Below are 21,567 nucleotides of genomic sequence, written 5' to 3'. Positions count from 1 at the left end.
GTCGGGTAAACCGCAACAATTAAGGAATAGTCAATGGACATTATTCTTGGTGTAGTGATGTTTACCCTGATTGTTCTAGCACTCGTTTTGGTAATTCTATTTGCTAAATCTAAGCTAGTTCCAACAGGCGACATTACAATTTCAATTAACGGTGATGCAGATAAGTCTATTGTGACTAATCCAGGTGGTAAGCTACTGAGCGTACTTGCAGGTTCTGGTGTCTTTGTATCATCGGCGTGTGGTGGTGGCGGCTCTTGTGGTCAATGCCGTGTAAAAGTGAAATCTGGTGGTGGTGATATTCTTCCTACTGAACTTGATCACATTACTAAAGGTGAAGCTCGTGAGGGTGAACGTTTAGCGTGTCAAGTGGCTGTGAAAACAGACATGGATATTGAACTTCCTGAAGAAATTTTTGGTGTTAAAAAGTGGGAATGTACCGTTATCTCTAACGACAACAAAGCCACCTTCATTAAAGAGCTTAAACTTCAGATCCCTGATGGCGAGTCAGTGCCTTTCCGTGCTGGTGGTTACATTCAGATCGAAGCGCCAGCACACCACATCAAATATTCAGATTTTGACGTGCCAGAAGAGTATCGTGGCGATTGGGATAAATTTAACCTGTTCCGCTACGAGTCAAAAGTTGATGAAGACATTATTCGTGCTTACTCAATGGCGAATTACCCTGAAGAGTTCGGTATTATTATGCTAAACGTGCGTATTGCTACGCCGCCGCCTAATAATCCCAATGTGCCACCGGGTCAGATGTCTTCTTACATTTGGTCACTGAAAGAAGGTGATAAATGTACTATTTCTGGTCCATTTGGTGAGTTCTTTGCCAAAGATACGGATGCAGAAATGGTCTTTATCGGTGGTGGTGCGGGCATGGCTCCAATGCGCTCACACATCTTCGATCAGCTTAAGCGTTTAAAATCTACCCGTAAGATGTCTTATTGGTATGGTGCGCGCTCTAAGCGTGAGATGTTCTACGTTGAAGATTTTGACGGCCTTGCAGCTGAAAACTCGAATTTCGTATGGCACTGTGCGCTTTCTGATCCAATGCCTGAAGATAACTGGGATGGATACACAGGTTTCATCCACAATGTATTGTATGAAAACTATCTGAAAGACCATGAAGCGCCTGAAGATTGTGAATACTACATGTGTGGTCCACCGATGATGAATGCGGCTGTGATTGGCATGCTGAAGAACCTTGGTGTAGAAGATGAGAACATCCTTCTTGATGACTTCGGTGGTTAATTCACTGAAGTAAGTAAAACCCATGGCTGGCTCTGATGAGTCAGCCATTGTTTTTTTCAAGTTTTAGTTTTGCCTTGTGGTTTTGAATTCCAACTCAGTTAACATAGAAAATAGGTGTAGGAATTTCTTTTCTATAACCACTTCTTTTCTATATTCACTTTCATTTTTAGGAGTAAACAAGTGAAAAAATGGCTTGTTGCGTTAGCTTCTCTATTCATCTTGGCGGGTTGTGAAAAATCGGTTGAGCAAGTTCATCTCAGTGGCCCTACTATGGGCACGACTTACAATATTAAGTACCTGAAAGCTGAAGGTATCCCTAGCTCGGAGGCTCTCCAAAAGGAAGTTGATCGGTTATTGGAAGAAGTGAACGATCAAATGTCGACCTATCGTAAAGATTCTGAGCTCAGCCGTTTTAATCAATATCAAGGAACGGAACCTTTTACGGTTTCTTCTCAAACCGCAACCGTGGTGAAAGAAGCGCTGCGTCTTAACGGTCTTACTTTAGGTGCATTGGATGTCACTGTTGGTCCTTTGGTTAACCTATGGGGTTTTGGCCCTGAAGCTCGTCCTGATGTGGTGCCAAGCGATGCAGAATTGGCTGAGCGTAAAACCAATATAGGCATTGAGCATCTTAGCGCAACCGACACTACGTTAAGTAAAGATCTTCCTAATCTCTATGTGGACCTTTCAACTATTGCGAAAGGATGGGGAGTCGACGTGGTTGCTGACTACATTCAATCACAAGGCATTGCCAATTACATGGTTGAAGTCGGTGGTGAGATGCGCTTAAAAGGCGTAAATCGAGAAGGCGTAGCTTGGCGAATCGCCATAGAAAAACCGACAGTTGATGAACGTACCGCTCAAGAGATCATTGAACCTGGTGATCTGGCAATTGCCACTTCAGGTGATTACCGCAATTATTTTGAGCAAGATGGTGTGCGTTATTCTCACATTATCAATCCAATCACTGGCAAACCCATCCATAATAAAGTGGTATCAGTTACCGTTTTGGACGCATCTTCAATGACGGCAGATGGCCTAGCGACTGGATTAATGGTACTAGGAGAGACGAAAGGTATTGAGGTTGCAGAGCAATACAATATTCCTGTGTTCATGATTGTGAAAACAGAACAAGGTTTTGAAGAGATTGCCTCCAGCGCATTTAAGCCATTTCTAAATAAAAAGTGAGTTAAGTTATGAATACTTTTTTCATTACATTCAGTGTATTTCTGTGTGTCATTGCCGCGATGGCGGTTGGCTATGTCTTTCAAAAGAAAGTAGTCAAAGGCAGTTGTGGTGGATTAGGTGCTGTTGGCATTGAAAAAGTGTGCAATTGCCCAGAGCCTTGTGATGCACGTAAAAAACGCGAAGCTAAGGCCGCAGCAAGAGCTGAAAAGTTAGCGCATTGGGAAAAAGATCGTATCGCCTGAGCTACGATTAAAGAGCCTGTTTTGTGCAGGCTCTTTAATTTTTAAAAGCAATTCATTTCAATCCATAGAAACCAAGAATATACTGTTTATGTATACAGTCTTTTGATGGTTTTGAATTGGAAAATAAAATCAAAAAAATTATCCATATTGATATGGATTGTTTCTACGCTGCGGTAGAAATGCGTGATAACCCCGAATATAGGCATCGCCCTCTAGCCGTTGGTGGTCATGAAAAGCAGCGTGGTGTGTTAAGTACTTGCAATTATGAAGCGAGGAAATTTGGCGTTCGTTCCGCAATGCCGACTGCTCAAGCCTTAAAATTATGTCCCAATCTGCTGGTCGTTCCGGGGCGGATGTCGGTATACAAAGCTATCTCCATTCAAATCCGACAGATATTCGAACGTTATACTTCCATTATTGAGCCGTTATCATTAGATGAAGCATTTCTTGATGTGAGTGATTCACCGTTATGTCAAGGAAGCGCAACATTGATAGCTCAAGCTATTCGCCATGATATTCACAACGAACTCCAACTGACCGCCTCTGCAGGTGTAGCACCTGTAAAATTTTTGGCTAAAGTGGCCTCTGATATGAATAAGCCTAACGGTCAATTTGTAATACCACCCGATAAAGTACAGCAGGTGGTCGATTCATTGCCGCTAGAGAAAATACCCGGTGTCGGTAAGGTTAGTCTGGAAAAGTTGCACCAAGCGGGTTTTTATAAGTGTGAAGATATCAAGCTAACGGACTATCGAGAGCTACTTCGTAACTTTGGCAGATTAGGCGCTTCACTATGGAAGAAAAGTCATGGAATTGATAATCGCGAAGTCGTGACAGAGAGGGAGCGCAAATCATTAGGTGTCGAAAGAACATTTAGTCAAAATATCTCAAGTTATGAAGAGTGCTGGCAGGTGATTGAACATCATCTCTATCCAGAGATAAAAGCGAGGTTAGACAGAGCGAGTGTTGATGGTTCGATTGTCAAACAAGGGATCAAAGTCAAGTTTGCCGATTTTCAACTTACGACGATTGAGCATCTTCATCCACAGTTAGAGCTCAATGATTTTCGAACCCTTTTGGAGAATATTTTGTTGCGGCAAAACGGGCGAGAAATTCGCTTACTTGGTTTACAGGTGATGTTAAAGCCAGAAATGCTCAATAAGCAGCTCAGTTTTTTTTTAATTAGTGAAACAAACTAACATTTATGTCATTAAATTGACGGTTTTTAGGTTGAAATCATTTATATTGCTAGCGAGAAATACTAACTCATCAAATATCCACACCTGATATGGTTAGTCATAAAACGATCGATGAGAGAAAACAATGAAAAAAGTAGTGTTAGTCACTTTAATGTTGTTGAGCTCCCCTTTGTGGGCAGCGCAGTGCCGAGTTGATGTGAACCATGAAGTTCACCTTGATGGTGATAAGGTTGAAATTCTTAAAACGAGCACCGACACTGTTTTGATAGATAAACAGAATAATCTCTATATCCGTGGTGAAAAGATGGAACTCGACAGTGAGCAGAAAACGGCCCTTGAGCAGTATAGAGAAAGCATGAATGCTTCATTGCCTAAAGTAAAACAGATGGCGAGTGATGGCTTAGCGTTGGCGAATGATATTTTGGATGATGTTGCGAAAAGTATTGAATCTCCCAACGCCTTCGATAGCGCCAAGCAATCCATAGCCACTTTTTTTGCCAATATTGAATCTCGTTATTACAAAGATGGTGAGCTGGTTCTCCCTGCGCAGACTTTTGAATCAATGACGCAAACTTGGGCCGATGATTTTGAAAAAGCGAAAGCTTTATTTAACAAAGAGTTTATATCCGGCGCCTTCGGTGCCCTTTCACTGAAAATGAGAGAAGAGGGTGGCTTAAACATCACAAAATTGACCGATACAATGGCGGACTTAAAAGTTAAGTTAGCCGAGCGAATTCAAGAAAACGCCGCCACAATTCAAAAAGAGAGTCGTGATTTTTGTGAGTCTCTTGATGATATGGTTGAGCAGGAACAACAACTGCACCAAAAAATACCAGTATTAAAAGATTATCAAGTCTTTACCATCTAAACTTAAAGAGCACATTCGGTGCTCTTTATTTGTGTCTATGATGTTAGGTTAATTTACTGGTATGGATGTTGTTTAATAATTTTAGTTTGAGATGGTTAACAGCATTAGTTTCAATAGCCTTCGTTGTGCTGTTTATTTTGTGTTATCTGCTATTTAAGTTTATGTGGTCTTATGATCGCGCCGTTGAAGATGCTCTTTCCTTGCAACGAGGTGAGGTTAACCGAGTTCGAACTGTTCTTAATATGCAAAAAGCGGACATGGGGGCATCATTGGCTGATTATGCAGCATGGAATGAAATGGCCGATTTTATTGCTAAGCCTAATGATGATTTTATTCGCGACAGTATTGGTACTCACACCTTTGAATCCAAGTCATTAGACGGTATTTTTATTTTTAATCCAGATGTGCAATTAGTTTGGGGCCAGCGCTACGACTATGAGACTGGCCATGAAGCCAGTTATGATGCGATTCGATATAATTTTGGTGATATTTTAGCGGACGCGATGAAAGCACCAAAAGATTTCATCAAACCGAATCTCAGTTTTATCGTGATAGACGACAAACCTTTTATCGTTGCAACCTCTCGGGTTTGTAATAGTGACGCAAAGGAATGCGACAAAGGTTATTTACTTTTTTTAAAAAGGATCAGTGGACAGTTTATCAATGAGCTTGTGATTGCAACTGGGGTGAATGTGGAAGTGATGCTGATCAAAAGTCTTAATGATCAAACCGTTGCCGCGCCACATGAAGATAATATCTCTTACCTTGAAATGCTTGATTATCGCAATCGTCTTACTGTGTTGATTAAAGTAAGTCATACCGTTAAAGTCCCACCGTTTATTCAATGGCAGGAACTGTCTGGGCTTGCTTCATTCTCTATCCTAATGTTTTTCTTGAACTTAGTTGTAGCGAATAAAGTAGTCAAGCCAATCAATGATGCCAATCAAGTGCTGGATCAATTTAAAGCATCGGGTGGAAAGATGCCTAGTGAGCGCTCCTTCATATCGAAGGAAATGAAAGAGTTTTCTCGTACGATGAACCAAATAGTATGGGAGCTGGAAACCAGTCGGCGTGAACTAAAATGGCAATCAGAGCACGATCCACTCACACGTATTGCGAACCGCCGTCGTTTAGAAAAGGTCTTTAAAAGCTATATTGTTGATTATCAATTTAGATATATCGTATTGTTTTTAATCGATATTGACTATTTTAAATTGTTCAATGATCACTACGGCCACTTAGAGGGTGATGAAGCATTGAAATCTGTTGCGACTAGCTTAAAAAAATTGGATTTTGGCGGTGAAAAACTGGTTGCTCGCTTTGGTGGAGAAGAGTTTTGTGTAGTTTTGGCGAGCGACATCGAAATTGATGGTCAAGCTTATGCTAAACGACTGATCGAATCGGTTGAATCGCTGCGCATCACCCACCAATTTTCCCCGGCGAAGAAGACGCTTTCAATCAGCGTTGGAGGGGTTGAAATTGATACCCCACAGTTGAATCACTATCTAGATTTCTTTCATGTGGCTGATAGAGCACTTTATGCAGTCAAAGCACAAGGAAGAGGTCGTTATCTCGTGCAAAAATTCACCTCTAATCTCCCGTTAACATTGCCTGTTCAATAATCTTTACGCAGTAAATTCTGTTTATTTTTGCAATGCTTGTTTAATTAATAAGCAGTGTAATTGCTCTATTTGATTGCCTGTATTACTGTACTAGCTAACTAGTCTATTGATATTTGTGTGAGTGGTATGACACAGTCTGATTCTCGTGAACATTTTGGTTCACGTCTTGGTTTTATTCTTGCGGCGGCGGGTGCGGCAGTTGGCCTAGGTAATATCTGGGGCTTTCCAACCCAAGCGGCAAGCAACGGCGGCGGCGCATTCTTATTGGTTTATTTGGTGATGATCATGGTCGTTGCCTTCCCTATGTTAGTGGTTGAAATGGCGATAGGCCGTTTTGGGCAAGCAAACCCTGTTGATAGCATGCGCTCATTAACGCCTCATCCACTAGGTAAAATGGTCGGTGGCTTTGTCGGTTGGATTGGTTTGAGTGTTCCGAGTGCGGTACTGGCGTTTTACAGCATCGTCGGGGGCTGGCTAATCTGCTTTTTATTCGGTGCGATGACAGAGTTATTGGGTTTTGTGGAAATCACAGCTTGGTTGAAAGGGTTTAGTGTTGAGCGTAACTTATTCGGAACCTTAGTGTTTTATATTTTGACGATTCTAATCGTGCAAGGTGGTGTTAAAGACGGGATTGAAAAATGGTCAACGCGTTTAATGCCTGCATTGTTTGTACTGTTTGGTGTGCTGTTTGTTTACATCATGATGCAAACAGGAGCTATGGAAGGTTTACAACACTATTTAGTCCCTGATTTTTCAAAGGTGTTTGACAGACATCTCTTACTGGCGGCAATGGGGCAAGGTTTCTTCTCATTAACCATTGGTGGCTGCTCGATGCTGATTTACGGCTCTTATCTGAGCAAGCAAGAAAACCTGCCGAAGATGGCACTAAATGTGACTTTAGTGGATACCGCCGTGGCTTTCATTGCTGGCCTTGTTGTGTTGCCTGCGATGTTTGTTGCGATGCATAAAGGTGTGGAAATCTATGCCGCTGACGGTTCTTTACTAAATTCAGATACGCTCGTTTTTACCGTGTTGCCATTGATGTTTGATAGCCTTGGTTGGATGGGGCAGGTGTTTGCTATCGTATTTTTCACTTTACTGACGATCGCCGCGTTAACCTCTTCTATCTCTATGCTGGAATGCCCTGTAGCCTTAGTCAGCGAGCGTTTTAATACGAAACGCGCACCAACAAGCTGGGTATTAGGCGCGTTAATTGCGCTAGTCAGTGTCGTTATTGTTTATAATTTTGGTGCGCTATTTGGCTTAGTGGCAACGGTTGCGACGCAATATTTGCAGCCGACAGCAGCGCTGATGTTCTGCCTATTTGGCGGTTGGGTATGGCGTCGTCACGCGAAGGTCAAAGAGTTAGAACAAGGTTTCCCTGAGTTCCAATTGGGTTGGTTTGGTAAAATCTGGCCTTGGTACGTGAAATTTGTCTGCCCTGTATTAGTGGCTACGGTGATTTGGGCTTCGTTCGGTTAATGAATTACTTTCTTCCTCCCACCCACACTTAAACAGCATAAAGCCCTTTGAATAAGGGCTTTATTATTGAACTTATGTGTCTCTATTGTTTAGAGTTATCGACTATTTAGACCATCGACGGTGGCATCAAGTGTCCCGTGGTCAGAGGTTCTAAATCGCTGTCTGCGACCTCTTCAATAAAATCGCCCACGACTTGCTCAACCATCTCATCGCTTTGCGAGAAGTAGGCGAGATGGAATACGGCATCTCCTTCATTAACAAGAGGCAGAGTTTGTTGGCCAATCACAATACCACCCTTATTGGCTCTTAATTCGACTTCGACATGACCAAGCGGTGAGTTGATATAGGCAAGCACTTGTCCTTTTTCGACCTTGTCACCAAGCGTCACTACAGTGCGCAAGATGCCATCGCTTTCGGCTCTGAGCCAACTGGTTGATTTTGCGATGATCGATGTCGGTACGGCCTTGCGACTTTTGCGCATCATACCAATGGCTTGCATGGTGCGTTTCACACCGACAATACCCGCATTGATGGCAATAGGTTCAAATTTTAGCGCTTCACCTGCTTCATAAGTTAATACTGTGATGCCTGATTTCTCCGCTTCACTTCTGAGCGAGCCATTACGCAGTGGAGAGTCGATGATCACTGGGGTTGCAAATGCTTGGGCAATACGCAAGGTTTCAGGATTAGTGAGATCGGCGCGGATTTGTGGCAAATTCGTGCGATGAATAGCACCAGTATGCAGGTCAATGATGTAATCACAACGTAAAGCTACTTGGGAAAAGAAAGTATGTGCAATGCGAGAGGCGAGGGAGCCAGTTTCACTTCCAGGGAAGCAGCGATTGAGATCGCGTCGATCAGGAAGGTAGCGAGATTTATGAATAAAGCCAAAGGCATTGACGATGGGGACAACAATCAGTGTCCCTTTTAGTTTTTGCGGGTCAATGGAGTTGATCAGTTGACGGACTATTTCAACGCCGTTCAGTTCATCACCATGGATGGCGGCATTGACCATTAAGGTTGGGCCAGTGGATATTCCATTAATGATTTCGATAGGGATAGAGAGTGGCGAGTGTGTATAAAGCTTAGCCGCTTCTAGCTCCATTGCCTTGCGCGTTCCTGGGGGAACTGAATCCCCCAGGAAATGAAATGCTGTGTTTTTCCTAACCTTTGCCACGTGTTTTTGTCCCTTTCGTTGCCGCATTTTTTTCAATAAATTCGACAATCAACCCGGCGATATCTTTACCAGTAGCGGCTTCAATACCTTCAAGACCTGGCGATGAATTGACTTCCATCACTAATGGGCCACGTTCCGATCGCAAAAGATCCACACCCGCAACATTGAGACCCATAATCTTCGCCGCATCGATAGCCGTCTTACGTTCTAGAGGGGTGATTTTTACCAAAGAGGCCGTTCCGCCGCGGTGTAGGTTAGAGCGAAACTCACCATCGGCACCTTGCCGTTTCATGGCTGCGATAACTTTGTCGCCAATAACGAAACAGCGAATATCGGCGCCACCAGCCTCTTTGATGTACTCTTGCACCATGATATTGGCTTTCAAGCCCATGAACGCTTCGATCACACTTTCTGCTGCTTTGCGTGTTTCCGCTAACACTACACCGATGCCTTGAGTTCCTTCAAGTAATTTAATTACTACCGGTGCTCCTCCGACCATGTCGAGTAAGTCTTTGACATCATCGGGTTTGCTGGCGAAACCAGTAATTGGCATACCAATGCCGCGACGAGACAATAGCTGCATTGAGCGAAGTTTATCTCTGGAACGGCTAATAGCCACAGATTCATTGACAGGATAAACCCCCATCATTTCAAATTGGCGTAATACCGCAGTACCGTAAAACGTAACGGATGCACCAATACGAGGAATGACTGCATCAAAACCCGCTAACTCTTCACCTTTAAAGTGAATTTCGGGTTTTTCAGAATTGATATTCATATAGCAACGCAGCCCATCAATCACTTTGACTTGGTGGCCACGGCTTTTACACGCTTCAATCAGACGCTTGGTTGAATACAACGAAGCATTACGTGACAGAATACCAATTTTCATTATTTGCTCTCCTCGAAAGCGATTAAAAACGATTTAGTTGGATTAACTAAAATTCGACGGTGCATTGCGGTGCGACCTAATAGCATACGAAAACCCATATTTTCGCGATTGGTTAACGTTATTTCAATGGGCCAAGTTTGGCCGCCCAAACTGACGTCTGATTGAATAACGTAACGTGACTCTTCATGGCCACCGGAATCACGGACGATTCGTTCATCAATGACTTTAGCTTCGCACACTGTGACCTTGTCATTATTGCGCTGCACAGGGTGGATCCAAAAGCGAACCCAAAGAGTCTCTTCCTTGGTGAAGCTCTCTACCTTAAATGCGTGTAAGCACGACGTGCGGGCTCCGGTATCGACTTTGGCATTAATTTGCTCAATACCTAACCCTGGAAGGCTAAGAGTTTCTCGCCATCCGACAATCATTTTTTCTTTCATCGCAGTTTCAATATTTTTGGAGAATGTAAGACGCCGCTAAGGAGTAGCCGCATCCCCGATACAACTTTTAAATGGTGTTATCGCTTGAAGAGAGTGTGGTGAATAACTCTAGGAACTTCAAGGGGGCGAACTCTAGCAGTCACAAAAAATGTGCGCTAATGAAATTAATTTGCCTTATCGATAAAATTAATTGATAGAAAAAGAGGTAAGGATTGATGCCGAATTCCGCTGCCAAAGCAAGATATTCATCAACTTGCTATTACACGCTGGTTGAAGAATTCGACATCAGAGTGGGTTAAGCTTTCGCTGGAATATGCTCTAGTAGGGCAACCATTTGCTCCCAGAAAAGGTCGACTGTGTCGATCTTCACTTTCTCATCCGGTGAGTGAGGGAATTTAATGGTTGGGCCAAACGAAACCATATCCATTTCTGGGTAAGGTTTTTTGAAAAGACCACATTCTAGACCAGCATGGATCACCATGATATTCGGTTTATGACCGTAAATACCTTGGTACATGTCTCTGAAAATAGCCATGATCTCTGAATCGGCATCTGGTTTCCAGCCCGGATAAGCACCAGTAAAGGCAATTTCCGCATTCGCTAGCTCAGCAACGGATTTGAGCATGCTTTCAACCTGTTGGCGACCTGAATCAATTAGAGAACGAATAAGGCATAACACAGTCACAGAGTTTTCTTGTGTGGTAATCACACCGACATTCAATGAGGTTTCAACCACGCCTTCAATTTCATCGCTCATCCGGATCACACCGTTTGGACACGCGTTTAATGCGGCAATAAAACGTTGTTGATCAACAAGAGCGAAGACATTTTCTGCATTTTCTTGCAGGTTATTGAAAGTGACGATTCCCGTTTCGACGCGTCCAAGCTCTTCTTTCACTAGCTGGGTATAGGAGCTAAATAGCTCATCCAGTTTTACCCCATTTTCGGCAGGAATGGCCACGGTGACAAACGCTTCTCGAGGAATGGCGTTACGTAGGCTACCACCGCGAAACTCGATCAAACGTAAATCAAGTTCTTGTGCGTGACTAGCAAGAAAGCGAGCCAGTAGCTTGTTAGCATTCCCACGGCCAGTATGGACGTCACACCCAGAGTGACCTCCTTTTAACCCTTTCAAAATCAATTGATGTGTTACGTAACCAGCAGGCATGGCTTGTCGTTGGATATTAAAAGTCATTGCGCCATCAATACCACCAGCACAGCCCATATATACTTCGCCCTCTTGTTCTGAATCAGTATTGAGCAGGATCTCTCCTTCTAACCAACCCGCTTCAAGGCCGAAAGCACCAGTCATACCCGCTTCTTCATCAATCGTCAGTAACACCTCAATAGGACCGTGCTTGAGCTCTTTTGACGCAAGAACAGCCAAACATGCTGCCATACCCATGCCGTTATCGGCACCTAAAGTGGTTCCTTTGGCCGTTACCCATTCGCCATCGATATACGGTTGGATAGGGTCCTTAGCAAAGTCGTGCTGCGTGTCTTCGTTTTTTTGCGGCACCATATCAATATGAGCTTGTAGAACCACACCTTTCTTATGTTCCATGCCAGCTGTCGCTGGTTTTTTTATGAAAACGTTGCCGGTTGGATCTCGGCGTACCGCTAAACCCTGCTCTGTCGCCCACTGGATGATGTGTTGGGCTAAGGCTTCTTCATGCTTAGATGGGTGAGGAATGGAACAGATTTTATCGAAAAATTGCCATACGGGTGCCGATGACAATTTACTGATTTCAGAATAGAACTCAGACACGGAATACTCCTTTTATTCGAGCTTGCCAGATCATGAACAGGCGAAATGTTTCTTTGGTAGCGATATCGACTAGATCTGAGCATGACTTGTAGTGGTGGACAGCATACCACTCTCGACAATCAGCGAGTAGCCTCACCGCTTGAGAATTGTTTTATTGGTGTCACATTAAATCGACTGTAGCGTATAGAAGAGATGACACAATCGGCGATGAGATTCTTCCTCTTACCGCCTAATAATCATTTTTTGCTGATATTTGTGTAATTTAATTACCTAAATCTGTTGATGTAGATCATTAAAATAAAATTATGTGATTTTTATCACGCTAAATATTGTAATTTAATTTCTTGGTGGTATATTTGTAACCAACTTCGAAAGCGAAGAAAAAATGCTCAAAGGATGAGTCCGTTTATCGCCTCCATGGAACCGAGAAATCAAATTTATGTTCAATTGATTTTATAAGGTGATAGTTATGAAAGGTTTACCATCTGCAATGTTCTGGACAAACAAGTCTGTTTACACTGGCAACTTTGCTTACCCAACAAGCTTTGGTTATTAAGACTTTAAGCATGTTATTTGAACTGTATGTTCACCCCCTAGATATTGGAATTTTTTTGTAGTCAGTTTGGCTAAAATGATTCGCCGCCACCTCAGATGAGGTGGCGTTTTTTTATCTCAATGTTCAGCACTTCCTTTACGGCTCAATGGCAATACGATATGGAAATCCGCTTTTTCTTTTTGAAGAAATGAAGCGCGACTAGGTTCATAAGCCATTAATAAAAGCATATTACAGTCTTAATTCTATCTGGAATTTGTGATCTGATCTCTCTATAATCCACAGCCAATCGATTACGCAACCGTTTACTTTTTACCCTTATAGGACTCGATCATGCTCGAAAGGCTATTTAAACTTAGTGAATATGGCACAAACGTGCGCACTGAGGTTATCGCAGGAATAACGACATTTCTCACGATGGCATACATTATCTTTGTTAACCCTGCGATCTTAGCGGATGCCGGCATGGACCGTGGTGCAGTATTTGTTGCTACGTGTCTTGCGGCGGCTATTGGCTGTTTCATCATGGGCTTTGTTGCCAACTACCCAATCGCACAGGCTCCGGGTATGGGGTTAAACGCATTTTTTACTTACGCCGTTGTGCTCGGCATGGGATATACATGGCAAGTTGCGCTGGCGGCGGTATTCGTTTCTGGTGTGCTGTTCATTTTTCTTAGTATCTTTAAAATCCGTGAGTGGATCATCGGTTCGATTCCGATGTCATTACGAACGGGGATCTCGGCCGGTATTGGACTTTTTCTTGCCTTTATTGCCCTGAAAAATGCAGGCATTGTGGTTGATAACCCTGCAACTTTGGTTTCTGTCGGCGCAATTACTTCTCTTCCTGCTGTACTCGGTGCGATAGGTTTCTTCCTGACGATTGCTTTGGTTCATCGTGGTTTAAAGGGTGCTGTAATGATCGCGATTCTTGCGGTTACTGGCCTTGGTTTAGTGTTTGGTGACGTTCAGTGGCATGGCATTATGTCGGCACCACCAAGTATTGCGCCAACTTTTTTGCAGCTTGATTTCTCCGCCGTTTTTGAAGTGGGTATGATCTCAGTGGTGTTTGCGTTTCTGTTTGTCGATCTATTTGACACGGCTGGCACCTTAGTTGGTGTGGCGCAAAAGGCAGATTTGATTGGCAAAGATGGTAAAATCCCACGTCTAAATAAAGCATTGCTTGCCGATTCTACTGCTACGTCAGTCGGTGCCCTGCTAGGTACATCAAACACAACCTCTTATATTGAAAGTGTGGCGGGTGTTGCTGCTGGCGGGCGCACAGGGCTGACTGCAGTCGTTGTTGGCATTTTGTTCTTACTTGCATTATTCTTCTCGCCATTAGCTGGAATGATCCCTGCGTACGCTACGTCTGGTGCATTATTTTACGTGGCAATTTTGATGCTTTCTGGTTTGGTCAGTATTGATTGGCGCGATTTAACAGAAGCGGCTCCTGTCGTCGTTACCTGTTTATTAATGCCGCTGACATTCTCTATCGCAGAAGGTATTTCTCTTGGTTTCATTGCTTATGCGGCTATCAAACTATTTAGTGGCAAAGGGCGCAGTGTATCGATGAGTGTGTGGGTGATGTCAGCCATCTTCATCTTTAAGTATATCGCCTCTGCAATGTAATGAACGACACAGATTATTTAAATAATTAGGTTTACAACAATGAGCAATAAATTCGTTATCACTTGGGACAACATGCAGACTTACTGTCGTCAATTGGCAGAAAAACAGATGCCTGCAGAGCAATGGAAAGGTATTTGGGCGGTGAGCCGTGGTGGTCTGGTTCCTGGTGCCATATTGGCGCGTGAATTAGGTATTCGCCATGTCGATACGATTTGCATTTCAAGTTACGATCATGATCATCAGCGTGACATGACAGTGATCAAAGCACCTGAAGGTGACGGCGAAGGTTTCTTAATTGTTGAAGATTTGGTCGATAGTGGTGATACCGCACGTAAGCTACGTGAAATGTATCCTAAAGCGAAATTGATTGCGGTGTGTGCGAAGCCTTCTGGCGTAAGCTTGTTAGATGATTACGTTGTGGATATTGCTCAAGATACGTGGATTGAGCAGCCATGGGATATGACGATTCAATACGCAGAACCGATTAACCGTAAACAAAAGTAATGTTTTTCTTTGCGTTTATTTGAAAATGGCCCTTTATCGGGCCATTTTTTTTATTACTATTAGAGCACCGCTCTCAATTGAATCGACTTATGTCTGAATCTAACAGCCAAAACCTTTCTGAAACCTTGTTCCAGAAATACAAGCAAGCCCAAGAAACCTCGGCATTGACCCGTTATATGCCAAGCAGCCAAGAAATTTTGGACCTAAAAAAACAGCAAGAAGGGTACGTTTGGTATCGAAATCTCAGGCGTTTACAGTGGATATGGCAAGGTGTTGATCCAGTAGAGCAAGAAGAAGTTCTCGCCCGCATTGCCTCTTCGAAACATTCGCGAACCGAAGCGGATTGGTTAGATACGGTTATGGGCTATCACAGTGGTAACTGGGCATACGAGTGGACTAAGCTGGGTATGCGTCACCAAAAGCGCGCTAATGACAAGCAAGACGAAGAGGCGGCCAATGAACTTTTTTCCGCGTCGCTCTGCTTTAGCATTGCTGGTTATCCGCATCTAAAAAATGATAATTTATCCTTACAGGCACAGATACTGTCAAACAGCGCTTATAACGAAGCGGCCAAATTGACTCGTTATGTGATTAAGCAGATTGAAGTACCTTATAAGAACAAAAAAATAGTCGCTAATTTGCATTTGCCCAATACCGATAGGCCTCATCCGGTCGTTTTGGTTAGCGCCGGTTTAGACAGTTTGCAGACGGATATGTGGCGTTTGTTTAGAGATTATCTCGCGCCTAGAGATATTGCGATGTTAACCATTGATATGCCCTCTATCGGTCATAGCTCCCATTGGCCTTTAACTGAAGATTCTTCATGTCTGCATCAAGCCGTACTCAATGAACTGGAAAGCTTGCCTTGGGTTGATCATCGAAAAGTGGGGCTTGTTGGATTTCGATTTGGTGGTAACTCCATGATCAGGCTCTCTTTTCTAGAGCAAGATAAAATCAAGGCTTGTGTTTCATTAGGCGCACCTATCCACGATATTTTAGCTTCGCCAGAAAAATTGAAAAAAATGCCCAAAATGTATATTGATGTGCTGGCGTCTCGTTTAGGTAAAGACGTGGTGGATATTAATAGCCTTGCTGGGTTGATGCGAGCGTGGTCACTGAAAGTGCAAGGTTTTTTAACCAGTAGGCGAACTAAAGTTCCGATTTTGGCTTTAGGATTAGAAGGTGATCCCATTTCACCCTATTCAGATAATCAATTAGTTGCAATTTTTAGTGAATATGGCAAAGCGAAACAGATAAAAAGCAAAACAATTACACAAGGATATGAGCAATCCCTCGATTTAGCGATAAAGTGGTTAGAAGATGAGCTATTTAGGTGACTTTTCTACTAAATTAGTTAAGCATGATATTGGTATGCGGTAACAAGCATATGATTAATAAAAATAATGATCGTTCTTAACATTGAAATGGAGAGTCAATATGTCAGAAATGACCCACACCCCGACTCATTATCGCTTATTGTCTGCTTTAAAAGCTATTGGACCTTATTTACGAGAAGGCCAATGTCGTGAGGATCACTACTTATTTGATTGCCTTGCGTCTTGCGTTAATGACAAAAAATCCCCAGAGAAACGAGAGTTTTGGGGCTGGTGGCTGGAACTTACTAAGAAAGAATCAGGGTTTGAGGCTAAGTATCATACAGGACGTTACAACTTAGCTGGCGCGTGGGATGCCGACGCGATTCCTAAATCCGTATTTTCTGAAGTCAAACGTACCCAAGAAGAGTTTCATGCCAAACTGGTAGCGAGTCTCTATGAGCGCTTTGAATTGAGTGTTGAGATTGCACAAGATTCCGCTGAATTCGTCTGATTTTCGTTATCCCCTTACCCTCGTGATGAAAAAGGTGCTTTTTAGCACCTTTTCTACTTGTGAATTATTGCTTTGATTGCTAAAACATCAGCTCTTATGTGTTTTCCATTTCAGAAGAAATCATGACAACGAATCAACAAAGCGGAAAAGCGGTGCAACTTCAAACAATCGTTGTGAAGCTAGGAACCAGTGTATTAACCGGTGGTACTTTGGCGTTAGATAGAGCTCATATGGTTGAGCTTGTCCGTCAATGTGCTGAACTGAAAAAGCAAGGCCACTCAGTGGTGATTGTATCGTCGGGCGCAATTGCCGCTGGTCGAGAACACTTAGGTTACCCCGCACTCCCCAACGCAATGGCTAGCAAACAGTTGCTTGCTGCGGTTGGGCAGAGTCAACTGATTCAAGCATGGGAATCTCTTTTTGCCATCTATGGGATTAAAATAGGTCAAATGCTACTGACTCGTGCCGATCTAGAAGATCGTGAGCGTTTTTTGAATGCGCGAGATACCATTAATGCTTTGGTCGAGCACGATATTATTCCTGTGGTCAACGAAAATGATGCAGTGGCAACCAGTGAAATCAAAGTGGGCGACAACGACAATTTATCAGCCTTGGTTGGTATCTTATGTGGTGCCGATAAACTATTGCTGCTGACTGACCAAAAAGGGCTCTTCACCGCGGACCCGCGTAAAGATCCTAACGCTGAACTGATTAAAGAAGTCAAAACCATTGATGATACCTTGCGTAAAATCGCTGGGGGTAGTGGTACCACGCTTGGCACCGGAGGTATGGCAACTAAGCTTCAGGCCGCTGATATTGCTCGTCGTGCAGGGATTGAAGTCATTATCGCCGCAGGGCGTGCCAGCAACGTTATTTTTGACTCTTTAAGTGATGCGCCACAAGGCACCCGTTTCTTGCCATGTACCGAAGCGTTAGAAAACCGCAAACGCTGGATTTTAGCGGGTCCTGCCGCTTCTGGTGACATTGTCATTGATGGCGGAGCCGTCAACGCTGTAGTCGCGAATGGCAGTAGCTTATTAGCGAAAGGGGTAGTGAATGTCAGTGGTACTTTTGCACGTGGTGAAGTGGCGCGAGTAACCGATAAACAAGGCGTATTAATTGCCCGTGGCATCGCCGCTTATTCCAGTCAAGATTTAGCCAAAATCGCGGGCAAACACAGCAAAGATATCGGAGGCATTTTAGGTTACGATTATGGCTCAGAAGTAATTCATCGCGATGATCTTGTTGTGATCCAAGAATAGTAAGGAAAAGAAAGTGGATTTAACCATAATGGGTAAAGCCGCCAAACAGGCCGCTTTCCAGCTCGCTACCGTTTCAACGACACAAAAAAACAATGCATTAGCGATCATTGCCGATGAACTGGAGGCGCAGAGCGCCGTGATTTTAAAAGCGAATGCTCAAGATATCGAACTGGCCCGAGAAGCCGGGTTGAACGATGCCATGCTTGATCGCTTATTGCTCAATGAATCGCGCCTGCAAGCCATTGCTAATGACGTGCGTAATGTGATTAATCTCAATGACCCTGTCGGTAGTGAAATCGATAGCCGAGTGCTTGAAAACGGATTGTCATTGTCTCGCCGCCGAGTACCGTTAGGTGTGGTGGGCGTTATTTATGAAGCGCGTCCGAATGTGACCATTGATATTGCGGCATTGTGTTTAAAAACGGGTAACGCCAGTATTTTACGGGGAGGGAAAGAGACCTTTTTCTCCAATATGGCGCTAGTCAACGTTATTCAATCGGCGCTAGAAAAAGCACAACTACCAGCGGCTGCGGTGCAGTATATCGAAAAACCGGATCGCGAACTGGTTTCACAGATGCTCAAGCTGGATGAATATGTTGATATGATCATTCCGCGCGGCGGCGCTAGCCTACATAAAATGTGCAAAGAAAACAGCACGATTCCGGTGATTATTGGTGGTTTTGGCATTAGCCATATTTTTGTTGACCAATCCGCGGATCTGGATAAATCAGTCGAGGTAATTGAAAACGCCAAAATTCAGCGCCCTTCTGCGTGCAACGCACTGGATACTTTGCTGGTTCATCAAGCGATTGCGAGTGAATTTTTGGCAAAACTGGTGCTACGACTTAATGATCAAGTGACCTTCGTTGTCGAGCCAAAAGCCCAAGCCTGCATGAGTCATGCAAAACAGTTGAGAGAGGCCGTTGAGGGCGATTTTGACACCGAATGGCTAAGTTACACTTTGGGCGTCAAAGTGGTCGATGACGTGCAGCAAGCGATTGAACATATGCGTGAACACAATGCAAGCCATTCGGATGCGATCATGACAAATGACCTATTTAATGCAGAGCTGTTTATTAATTCAGCGGGCTCTGCTGCAGTGTATGTCAATGCTTCGACGCGTTTTACTGATGGAGCTCAATTTGGTTTAGGCGCTGAAGTGGCCGTTTCGACCCAAAAATTGCACGCTCGCGGGCCGATGGGCTTAGAAGAGTTGACCAGTTACAAGTGGGTTGGCAAAGCCAATTACTTATCACGTCGTTGAGTTCTTTTCGTTATGGATAACGCAAAGTGTGGTTGTTAACAAAATAGAGATTGAAAAGGGGCTGATGCCCCTTTTGCGTTCAACTTGCGTACTAATTCCGGTACACTGATGCTCATTGCTATGGAGGTGATATGCATTGTCCTTTTTGTTCAGAGAACGATACCAAAGTGATTGATTCTCGTCTTGTCGCTGATGGCCATCAAGTGCGCCGTCGCCGTCAATGTTTGGCATGTAATGAACGTTTTACCACGTTTGAATCGGCCGAGCTCTTGATGCCAAGAGTCATCAAATCAAATGGAAATCGTGAACCGTTTAACGAAGATAAAATGGTCGGTGGTATACAGCGAGCATTAGAAAAACGCCCCGTCAGCGCCGATGCGATTGAGCTTGCAATCAGTATGATTAAATCTCAGTTGCGAGCTACTGGTGAGCGAGAAGTCCCAAGTAAAATGATTGGTAACTTGGTGATGGAGCAGCTCAAAGTACTCGATAAAGTCGCTTACATCCGCTTTGCCTCCGTGTATCGCAGTTTTGAAGATATTCGTGAGTTTGGTGAAGAAATCGCGAAGCTGGAAGATTAATCGCTTATGTTTACTCCTTTTGATTATCAAATGATGTCGCGAGCCATTGAGCTTGCCAAAGGTGGCGTTTTTACCACTCAACCTAACCCCAATGTCGGCTGCGTGATCACTCAAGGAGAGCAGATTGTTGGTGAAGGTTTTCATGTTCGTGCTGGTGAGCCGCATGCCGAAGTGCACGCCTTACGCATGGCAAACGAGCAAGCGCAAGGTGCTACTGCTTATGTCACTTTAGAGCCTTGCTCGCATCATGGCCGTACACCGCCTTGCGCTGAAGGCTTGATTAACGCCAAAGTGGCGAAAGTGATTTGCGCAATGCAAGATCCGAATCCTCAAGTCGCTGGGCGTGGTATTCAAATGCTGCGTGACGCTGGGATTGAAGTCGAAGTCGGTTTGTTAGAAGCGGATGCCATCGCGCTCAATCCGGGTTTTATTAAACGCATGACAAGTGGGATGCCCTTTGTCCAATTGAAAATGGCCGCAAGTCTTGATGGACAAACAGCACTCAATAATGGTCAGAGTCAATGGATCACTTCAGCGGCCGCGCGGCGAGATGTGCAAAAATTTCGCGCCAAAGCGGGTGGGATTTTATCGACCAGCAAAACAGTGATTGAAGATGATGCTTCATTGACTGTGCGTTGGGATGAACTGCCTCCATCAGTGCAAGTGAACTACCCACAACATCAGTTACGCCAACCAGTGCGAGTCATTCTTGACAGGCAAAACCAACTCCATGATGGTCTAAAGCTGTATCAACATTCCGGTGAAGTATTGGTGCTTGGCACTGAACATACGTCATTGCTCAATAGCAACCAGACACAATTTGAGTTAGCGGATACCTTAGCTTATTTAGCTGAGCAGTCACAAATGAATCATCTCTGGGTAGAAGCTGGTGCCACACTGGCTCGTTCACTGATCCAAGCCCAATTGGTCGATGAGATCATTTTGTACTTAGCGCCTAAAATCATGGGTAGTGATGGTCGGGGGCTATTTGGTGCTTTGGGGCTATCTTCCATGGCGGATACGCTAGAGTTAATCATCAAAGATGTACGACAAGTTGGGCCGGATATTCGGATCATTGCCGTACCTAAAATAAAAGATAAATAGCATGTTTACAGGAATTATCGAGGCGGTAGGTACACTTGCCGCGATTACACCCAAAGGTGAAGACATCAGTGTGACCGTGAAAGTCGGTCATCTTGATATGAGCGATGTCAAACTTGGTGACAGTATTGCCACAAATGGTGTCTGTTTGACCGTGGTAGATTATAACAGCACTCAATATACAGCGGATCTCTCACTAGAAACGCTCAACAAAACCGGGTTTGCTCACTATCAAGTTGGTGACAAGGTCAACCTAGAAAAAGCCATGTTGCCCACCACTCGTTTTGGTGGACACATTGTTTCTGGGCACGTTGACGGTGTTGGTGAAATCATTGAACGTAATCCCGTTGGTCGTTCGATAGAGTTTTGGGTAGCGATCCCACCGGCATTGAATAAATACGTGGCTGAAAAAGGCTCAATTACAGTAGATGGTATCAGCCTCACTGTGAATGATTTAAGAAAGAATGCCTTTAAGCTGACCATAGTGCCTCACACTTCTGCCGAAACGACCATTGATGCATTTCATGTTGGGCGTAAAGTGAATTTGGAAGTGGATGTGCTCGCGCGTTATATGGAGCGTTTGCTGCAAAACCAGCAAGATGAAGAGACACCAGAGTCGAAAATTAGCTTAGCATTTTTACAACAAAATGGTTTTGCGTAAACCGCGTATTGTCCCATGCCTCCACGGTCGTGGATAAATCTAAGTCAGGG

Annotated in this window: 20 protein-coding genes; 16 read left to right on the top strand and 4 right to left on the bottom strand. The window is 43.9% G+C overall.

Annotation, left to right across the window (positions count from 1 at the left end):
- The first annotated feature begins 33 nt into the window (after positions 1-33).
- The 7 genes from nqrF (at position 34) to AACT23_RS04720 (ending at position 7,858) form a co-directional block, all read left to right on the top strand.
- Positions 34-1,257 carry an NADH:ubiquinone reductase (Na(+)-transporting) subunit F gene (gene nqrF, locus AACT23_RS04750; RefSeq protein ID WP_013856176.1) on the top strand — a complete coding sequence of 408 codons (1,224 nt, stop codon included), beginning with the start codon at positions 34-36 and terminating at the stop codon, positions 1,255-1,257.
- Positions 1,258-1,437: 180 nt separating this feature from the next.
- Positions 1,438-2,445, top strand: coding sequence for an FAD:protein FMN transferase (locus tag AACT23_RS04745; protein WP_017049723.1), 1,008 nt, complete (start codon positions 1,438-1,440; stop codon positions 2,443-2,445).
- Positions 2,446-2,453: 8 nt separating this feature from the next.
- Positions 2,454-2,687, top strand: a complete 234-nt coding sequence (gene nqrM / locus AACT23_RS04740) for a (Na+)-NQR maturation NqrM (RefSeq protein ID WP_013856179.1) — start codon at positions 2,454-2,456, stop codon at positions 2,685-2,687.
- 116 nt (positions 2,688-2,803) lie between these two features.
- A complete protein-coding gene (dinB, locus tag AACT23_RS04735; protein ID WP_094129769.1) occupies positions 2,804-3,886 on the top strand; it encodes a DNA polymerase IV in 1,083 nt (360 codons plus the stop codon).
- Between the two features lie 124 nt (positions 3,887-4,010).
- Positions 4,011-4,754 carry a YggN family protein gene (locus tag AACT23_RS04730; protein WP_094129766.1) on the top strand — a complete coding sequence of 248 codons (744 nt, stop codon included), beginning with the start codon at positions 4,011-4,013 and terminating at the stop codon, positions 4,752-4,754.
- A 65-nt stretch (positions 4,755-4,819) separates the two neighbouring features.
- Positions 4,820-6,376 carry a diguanylate cyclase gene (locus AACT23_RS04725; protein WP_176428690.1) on the top strand — a complete coding sequence of 519 codons (1,557 nt, stop codon included), beginning with the start codon at positions 4,820-4,822 and terminating at the stop codon, positions 6,374-6,376.
- 126 nt (positions 6,377-6,502) lie between these two features.
- Entirely contained in the window at positions 6,503-7,858 is a 1,356-nt protein-coding gene (locus AACT23_RS04720) for a sodium-dependent transporter (protein WP_029189877.1), read from the top strand.
- 106 nt (positions 7,859-7,964) lie between these two features.
- On the opposite strand, the gene AACT23_RS04715 is transcribed toward AACT23_RS04720, so the two are convergent.
- The 4 genes from AACT23_RS04715 to AACT23_RS04700 all read right to left on the bottom strand — a co-directional run bounded on the left by AACT23_RS04715 (position 7,965) and on the right by AACT23_RS04700 (position 12,135).
- Positions 7,965-9,062, bottom strand: coding sequence for a succinylglutamate desuccinylase/aspartoacylase family protein (locus AACT23_RS04715; protein WP_088718002.1), 1,098 nt, complete (start codon positions 9,060-9,062; stop codon positions 7,965-7,967).
- Positions 9,022-9,927 carry a 30S ribosomal protein S6--L-glutamate ligase gene (rimK, locus tag AACT23_RS04710; protein WP_010320145.1) on the bottom strand — a complete coding sequence of 302 codons (906 nt, stop codon included), beginning with the start codon at positions 9,925-9,927 and terminating at the stop codon, positions 9,022-9,024. The genes AACT23_RS04715 and rimK overlap by 41 nt, the downstream gene beginning before the upstream one ends.
- Positions 9,927-10,367, bottom strand: a complete 441-nt coding sequence (locus tag AACT23_RS04705; protein ID WP_017049719.1) for an ATP-dependent zinc protease family protein — start codon at positions 10,365-10,367, stop codon at positions 9,927-9,929. Before AACT23_RS04705 ends, rimK begins: the two co-directional genes overlap by 1 nt.
- 295 nt (positions 10,368-10,662) lie before the next feature.
- Entirely contained in the window at positions 10,663-12,135 is a 1,473-nt protein-coding gene (locus AACT23_RS04700) for an aminoacyl-histidine dipeptidase (RefSeq protein WP_094129763.1), read from the bottom strand.
- Between the two features lie 886 nt (positions 12,136-13,021).
- Between AACT23_RS04700 and AACT23_RS04695 the strand changes: the two genes are divergently transcribed.
- The 9 genes from AACT23_RS04695 to AACT23_RS04655 all read left to right on the top strand — a co-directional run bounded on the left by AACT23_RS04695 (position 13,022) and on the right by AACT23_RS04655 (position 21,517).
- Positions 13,022-14,317, top strand: a complete 1,296-nt coding sequence (locus AACT23_RS04695; protein ID WP_013856188.1) for an NCS2 family permease — start codon at positions 13,022-13,024, stop codon at positions 14,315-14,317.
- Between the two features lie 39 nt (positions 14,318-14,356).
- Positions 14,357-14,821, top strand: coding sequence for an oxytetracycline resistance phosphoribosyltransferase domain-containing protein Tet(34) (gene tet(34), locus AACT23_RS04690; protein WP_010320141.1), 465 nt, complete (start codon positions 14,357-14,359; stop codon positions 14,819-14,821).
- A gap of 89 nt (positions 14,822-14,910) precedes the next feature.
- Positions 14,911-16,158: an esterase FrsA gene (frsA, locus tag AACT23_RS04685; protein ID WP_017047326.1), complete on the top strand. Its 1,248-nt coding sequence runs from the start codon at positions 14,911-14,913 to the stop codon at positions 16,156-16,158.
- 100 nt (positions 16,159-16,258) lie between these two features.
- A complete protein-coding gene (gene crl / locus AACT23_RS04680) occupies positions 16,259-16,648 on the top strand; it encodes a sigma factor-binding protein Crl (protein ID WP_026027640.1) in 390 nt (129 codons plus the stop codon).
- Between the two features lie 122 nt (positions 16,649-16,770).
- Positions 16,771-17,910: a glutamate 5-kinase gene (proB, locus tag AACT23_RS04675; protein WP_038148735.1), complete on the top strand. Its 1,140-nt coding sequence runs from the start codon at positions 16,771-16,773 to the stop codon at positions 17,908-17,910.
- Between the two features lie 13 nt (positions 17,911-17,923).
- Positions 17,924-19,174 carry a glutamate-5-semialdehyde dehydrogenase gene (locus AACT23_RS04670; RefSeq protein ID WP_094129760.1) on the top strand — a complete coding sequence of 417 codons (1,251 nt, stop codon included), beginning with the start codon at positions 17,924-17,926 and terminating at the stop codon, positions 19,172-19,174.
- A 131-nt stretch (positions 19,175-19,305) separates the two neighbouring features.
- Entirely contained in the window at positions 19,306-19,755 is a 450-nt protein-coding gene (nrdR, locus tag AACT23_RS04665; protein ID WP_010320136.1) for a transcriptional regulator NrdR, read from the top strand.
- 6 nt (positions 19,756-19,761) lie between these two features.
- A complete protein-coding gene (gene ribD, locus AACT23_RS04660) occupies positions 19,762-20,859 on the top strand; it encodes a bifunctional diaminohydroxyphosphoribosylaminopyrimidine deaminase/5-amino-6-(5-phosphoribosylamino)uracil reductase RibD (RefSeq protein WP_017047324.1) in 1,098 nt (365 codons plus the stop codon).
- A 1-nt stretch (position 20,860) separates the two neighbouring features.
- Positions 20,861-21,517 (top strand): riboflavin synthase, encoded by a 657-nt coding sequence (locus AACT23_RS04655; protein WP_010320134.1) that lies wholly within the window; start codon positions 20,861-20,863, stop codon positions 21,515-21,517.
- Positions 21,518-21,567: the final 50 nt, after the last annotated feature.

This window comes from Vibrio sp. V09_P4A23P171, from assembly GCF_963875615.1.
Taxonomy (GTDB): Bacteria; Pseudomonadota; Gammaproteobacteria; order Enterobacterales; family Vibrionaceae; genus Vibrio; species Vibrio anguillarum.
The sequence above is the reverse complement of the archived record's forward strand: the minus strand, read 5'-3'. Positions and strand labels throughout refer to the sequence as shown.